The organism is Nitrosomonas sp. (assembly GCF_043753625.1).
In the GTDB taxonomy this organism is placed as follows: Bacteria; Pseudomonadota; Gammaproteobacteria; order Burkholderiales; family Nitrosomonadaceae; genus Nitrosomonas.
Genome location: NZ_JAYUWI010000080.1, coordinates 1 through 4,361, shown reverse-complemented (window position 1 = coordinate 4,361; position 4,361 = coordinate 1). Strand labels below are relative to the sequence as shown.

Annotated in this window: 3 protein-coding genes and 3 pseudogenes; 3 read left to right on the top strand and 3 right to left on the bottom strand. The window is 43.8% G+C overall.

Going from position 1 to position 4,361, the window contains the following annotated elements:
• Positions 1–391 (top strand): annotated as a pseudogene (locus ACH10T_RS07935) (IS1595 family transposase); the annotation flags it as partial.
• On the opposite strand, the pseudogene ACH10T_RS07930 reads toward ACH10T_RS07935, so the two are convergent.
• The 3 genes and pseudogenes from ACH10T_RS07930 to ACH10T_RS07920 all read right to left on the bottom strand — a co-directional run.
• Positions 380–678, bottom strand: a pseudogene (locus ACH10T_RS07930) (IS1595 family transposase); the annotation flags it as partial. The pseudogenes ACH10T_RS07935 and ACH10T_RS07930 overlap by 12 nt on opposite strands.
• A gap of 49 nt (positions 679–727) precedes the next feature.
• The gene (ubiE, locus tag ACH10T_RS07925) at positions 728–1,462 is read right to left on the bottom strand and encodes a bifunctional demethylmenaquinone methyltransferase/2-methoxy-6-polyprenyl-1,4-benzoquinol methylase UbiE (RefSeq protein ID WP_394808767.1); all 735 of its coding nucleotides are present in this window, start codon (positions 1,460–1,462) and stop codon (positions 728–730) included.
• 90 nt (positions 1,463–1,552) lie between these two features.
• On the bottom strand, positions 1,553–1,963 hold the full coding sequence (locus tag ACH10T_RS07920) for a gamma-butyrobetaine hydroxylase-like domain-containing protein (RefSeq protein WP_394808766.1): 411 nt from the start codon (positions 1,961–1,963) through the stop codon (positions 1,553–1,555).
• Between the two features lie 95 nt (positions 1,964–2,058).
• On the opposite strand from ACH10T_RS07920, the pseudogene phoB reads away from it, so the two are divergent.
• Positions 2,059–2,781, top strand: a pseudogene (gene phoB / locus ACH10T_RS07915) (phosphate regulon transcriptional regulator PhoB).
• A gap of 165 nt (positions 2,782–2,946) precedes the next feature.
• Positions 2,947–4,254, top strand: coding sequence for a phosphate regulon sensor histidine kinase PhoR (gene phoR / locus ACH10T_RS07910; RefSeq protein WP_394808765.1), 1,308 nt, complete (start codon positions 2,947–2,949; stop codon positions 4,252–4,254).
• The last annotated feature ends 107 nt before the right edge of the window (positions 4,255–4,361 follow it).

Here is a 4,361-nt window from a genome sequence, read left to right as displayed (position 1 = left end):
CGAATTACTACTTGCTTAAGGTAGGAAAACACAAGACCTTCCAATGCAGGTGCTGCCGGTTGCAGACATCTCTGATCGCAGGCACCTTGTTCCAAAGCACCCACTTGGCACTAAGCATTTGGTTCTTAGCAATTTATCTGATCAGCCAAGCCAAGCCAAGCCAAGACCGGCTTGTCGGCACTCGACCTTAAGCGGCAGTTGGGCGCGAGCTATCCCACGGCTTGGCTGATTCAGCAGAAGCTGATGCAGGCGATGGTCGAACGGGATGCCAAGTACACGCTGTGTGGTAATGTCCAAGCGGATGATGCTTACCTTGGCGGAGAATTGGCTGGCGGTAAAGCAGGCCGGGGTTCCCGAGAACAAGGTATCTTTTGTGGCAGCCATCTCGCTCAAACACACCAAATACAGGTTGTTTTAATGTGCCACGTCCGCGTTTAAGCTTGCCATGATAACCACGATGGCGTTTCGCACCAAAATAGCTTTCATCAACTTCTACTCTACCTAACAGTTTGTCTTTAAGAGCAATCTGGTGACGGTAAATTACTAGCCATACCAACGATTAATTGTGTTCCGATTTTTACCTAACAGCAGAGCTGTCTTACAGGCAGGAATATCAATGAAAAAGCACTGAATTATCTTTCTGGCGAAATAATTACTTAATTTTCTGTTTCTTAACATCTTAATAGGCTAGCAGATTGTATCTGCTAGCCTAGAGCCTTAGCAATAGTCAAAACTTATATCCTCGGTGCAGCGCCACAATACCCACTGTCAAGTTAAAGTATTCCACCCGTTCAAAACCGACTTGTTCCATTAGCTCCTTCAATTCCTCTTGGGAGGGGTGCATGCGGATAGATTCGGCTAGATATTGATAGCTTTCCGCATCATCGGCAATCACCTTTCCCATGGTGGGTAGTAACTTGAATGAGTAAGTGTCATAGGCGGGTTGCAATGGTTTCCAGATCTTGGAAAATTCCAGCACGATGACAGTTCCACCCGGTTTGATGACACGCAGCATTTCTTTCAATGCCATGTCTTTATGCGTCATATTCCTGAGGCCAAATGCGACGCTGACACAGTTAAAATAATTATCGAGAAAAGGTAATTTTTCAGCATCACACTGCGCGACCGGAGTTGGTGTGCCTTCATCAATCAGGCGATCGCGGCCGATCGAAAGCATGGAATTATTGATGTCCGTCAGCCAGACTTCACCAGATTTTCCTACTTTTTGTAGGAAAAGTGCGCTCAAATCTCCAGTACCACCTGCGATATCTAATACCTTATCACCCTTTCTGATGCCACTGGTTTCAATGGCAAAGCGTTTCCATAGACGATGCAGACCAACAGACATCAAATCGTTCATCAGGTTGTAGCGTTCTGCTACTGAGTGAAAGACTTCTGCAACTTTTCCAGCTTTTTCATCTTCAGCAACGGTATTAAAGCCAAAATGAGTAGTTTTAGTCATGATAGTGATTGAGTTTATGTTTGAATTGGCTTTTAGAGAGTTGTCGATAAGCTTATTTCGATTGAAAATTAATCAATCTAAATGCCACAATTACTTGCAGGAGTGACTCGTTACCTGCGTTCTGATATCGGATTCACGACTGGCACCGGCTTCTTCCATGCGCTGCAGATACCATTGCCATATTTTATCCTGATTGAGACCATAGTTATAGAGCAAATCCCATGAATAGAGCCCGGTGTTATGGCCATCGGTAAAATTGAGTTGTATGGCATAATTACCAACAGGTTCAATTTTTCGGATATTGACCATTTTCTTGCCGGTTTGCAACACTTCCTGTCCTGGGCCATGACCGCTCACTTCGGCGGAAGGTGAATGGACGCGCAAAAATTCACATGAAAATTGGAATGCTTTTCCATCAGAGAAAGTAATATCCAAGATTCTGGATTTTTGATGTAACTTGATTTCTGTGGGATGAGGCGTTTCTTTGGATAAACCAGCCATGTTATGTTAGTCAGCGCGAATTGTTTAAACGTAATAGTTAGATCCATTGTAACAAAACTGTACAGAAAAAATTTGATTGATACAGGAATTTACTCATGGCCGCAAAAATACTGATCGTAGAAGATGAGGCTGCTATACAGGAATTGATTATTTATAATCTACAACAAGCTGGTTATGAGACTGTTAGTGCTGAGAATGCCGAGAAAGCAATGTCGATTATTAATAATGCATTGCCGGACCTTATTTTACTGGACTGGATGTTGCCCGGTATGAATGGTATTGGATTTGCGCGAATTCTGCGGCGTGGCGAACGCACCCGCTTAGTTCCCATTATCATGTTAACTGCACGCACTTAGGAAACGGATAAGGTTGCAGGGCTGGAAATTGGCGCGGACGATTACATTACTAAGCCTTTCTCGCCTCGAGAGCTGGTCGCTCGTATTAAAGCTGCGCTACGCAGGTTGGTTCCGGAAGCTTCAGACGAAGTGGTTGAAATTGATGAGTTGCGGCTAGATCCGGTCAATCATCGGGTGACCGCCGGAAATAAAGAAATTGAGTTAGGGCCTACTGAATATCGACTATTGCATTTTATGATGACGCATGCCGAACGGGTATATTCACGCAGTCAATTATTGGATCGAGTATGGGGTGATCATGTATTTGTAGAAGAACGTACCGTGGATGTACATATTCGCCGGTTGCGTAAGGCGTTACAATTGGCAGGTAGAGATGACAGGATACAAACTGTCAGGGGCGCAGGGTACCGATTTTCTGCGGTAGCAGCGCTACAAGCTAAAGATTCGAATACACAAATCTAATAAAATAAATTGCAACATTTCGCATTGTGACATCGCTTATGAAGTTGATTGATTCTACTCGTGTTTTAGATTGTATTTGCTGTCTGGATATCGAGTCTAAAAATTCTCAAAACTATCCCAAACAATACATCTTCCGTGTTGTTATTTTTTTTCAGGATTATTTAAGTGTCTGATATTTGGCAACGCTCCTTCAATATCATGTTTATTATCTTTATTGCCGCAGTGCTGTGGATGATTCTGGGTGCTGTTAAAGCATTAATATTTCTCAGTGTTGCGCTATTGTGGATAGTGTTTCATCATATTCGTCATCTTGTCGCACTAGAGCGTTGGTTACAGCTTTCTGATCATTCTTCAACGAGCATTCCGGCTGGTTCTGGAGCATGGGATGATGTATTTGCACATTTAGCGCGTTATGTGCGTCAGCATAGTCAAAGTCAGGAATTATTGAACCTTGCATTGGAGCGGATGCGTAGCGTTACTTCTGCGATGCCTGATGGAATTGTAATTCTGGATAAATCTGATCGGATTGAATGGTGTAACCCAATTGCGGAGCAGCATTTAGGCATTAACCTGTCATTGGATGCAGGCCAGCAAATCACCTATCTGGTCAGACAGATACCTTTTGTTGAATATCTGACAAAGCGTAAATACAGTAATCCGCTGATACTCAATCAAACGCGCCAACAAGGAATCATTGTTTCGCTTCAGTTAGTACCTTATGGTTATAATCAGAAGCTTATAATCAGTCGTGACATTACGCGATTTGAAAAAATTGAAACCATGCGGCGCGACTTCATTGCCAATGTTTCTCATGAATTGCGCACGCCACTTACAGTCATTGGCGGTTTTCTTGAAACTTTATCAGCGGATGAGAATGTCAATACCGGTTTTAATAAACGCGCACTGGGATTAATGTCAGAACAAGCCGCGCGCATGCAGCGATTGATTGAAGATTTGCTGATTTTGTCGCGTCTTGAAAATGAACAAGGTAGTGTGAATGAAAGATTCGTGGACGTGACCAGTCTGCTGCGAGGGATTCTGCAGGATGCAGAATCCCTCAGTGCCGGGCGCCATGTAATCAAATTACATATCGCGACGCAAGATCAGTTACTGGGGAGTGAAGAAGAATTACGTAGTGCTTTTGGGAATCTAATCAGCAATGCGATTCGTTATACTCCCGATAACGGAGAAGTCAGTATTAACTGGGAGAAACGCGACGGGCAGGGACTATTCTTTGTGCAGGACAGCGGAATCGGTATCGAACCGGAACATATTCCGCGGTTAACGGAACGTTTTTATCGTGTTGATAGCAGCCGCTCACGAGAAACTGGTGGAACAGGCCTCGGGCTTGCCATTGTCAAACATGTCTTAAGCCGGCATCAGGCGCGTTTGGAGATTACCAGCCAAGTCGGCAAGGGCAGCCGGTTCACTATATGGTTCCCTGCCAGACGGTTGATTCCGGAAAATGAATGATGACTTAGGGAAACACTGATTTATTCGATCACATCGACTTTGGTCATAAAGGTTTGATAAATTCATTTTATTGATAGATATGGAATAGAGCGATGCAATCAAGCTTT

Excerpts from the sequence above, each read along its gene's own strand:
- ubiE (WP_394808767.1), bottom strand. The coding sequence starts at position 1,462 with ATGACTAAAACTACTCATTTTGGCTTTAATACCGTTGCTGAAGATGAA.
- ACH10T_RS07920 (WP_394808766.1), bottom strand. The coding sequence starts at position 1,963 with ATGGCTGGTTTATCCAAAGAAACGCCTCATCCCACAGAAATCAAGTTA.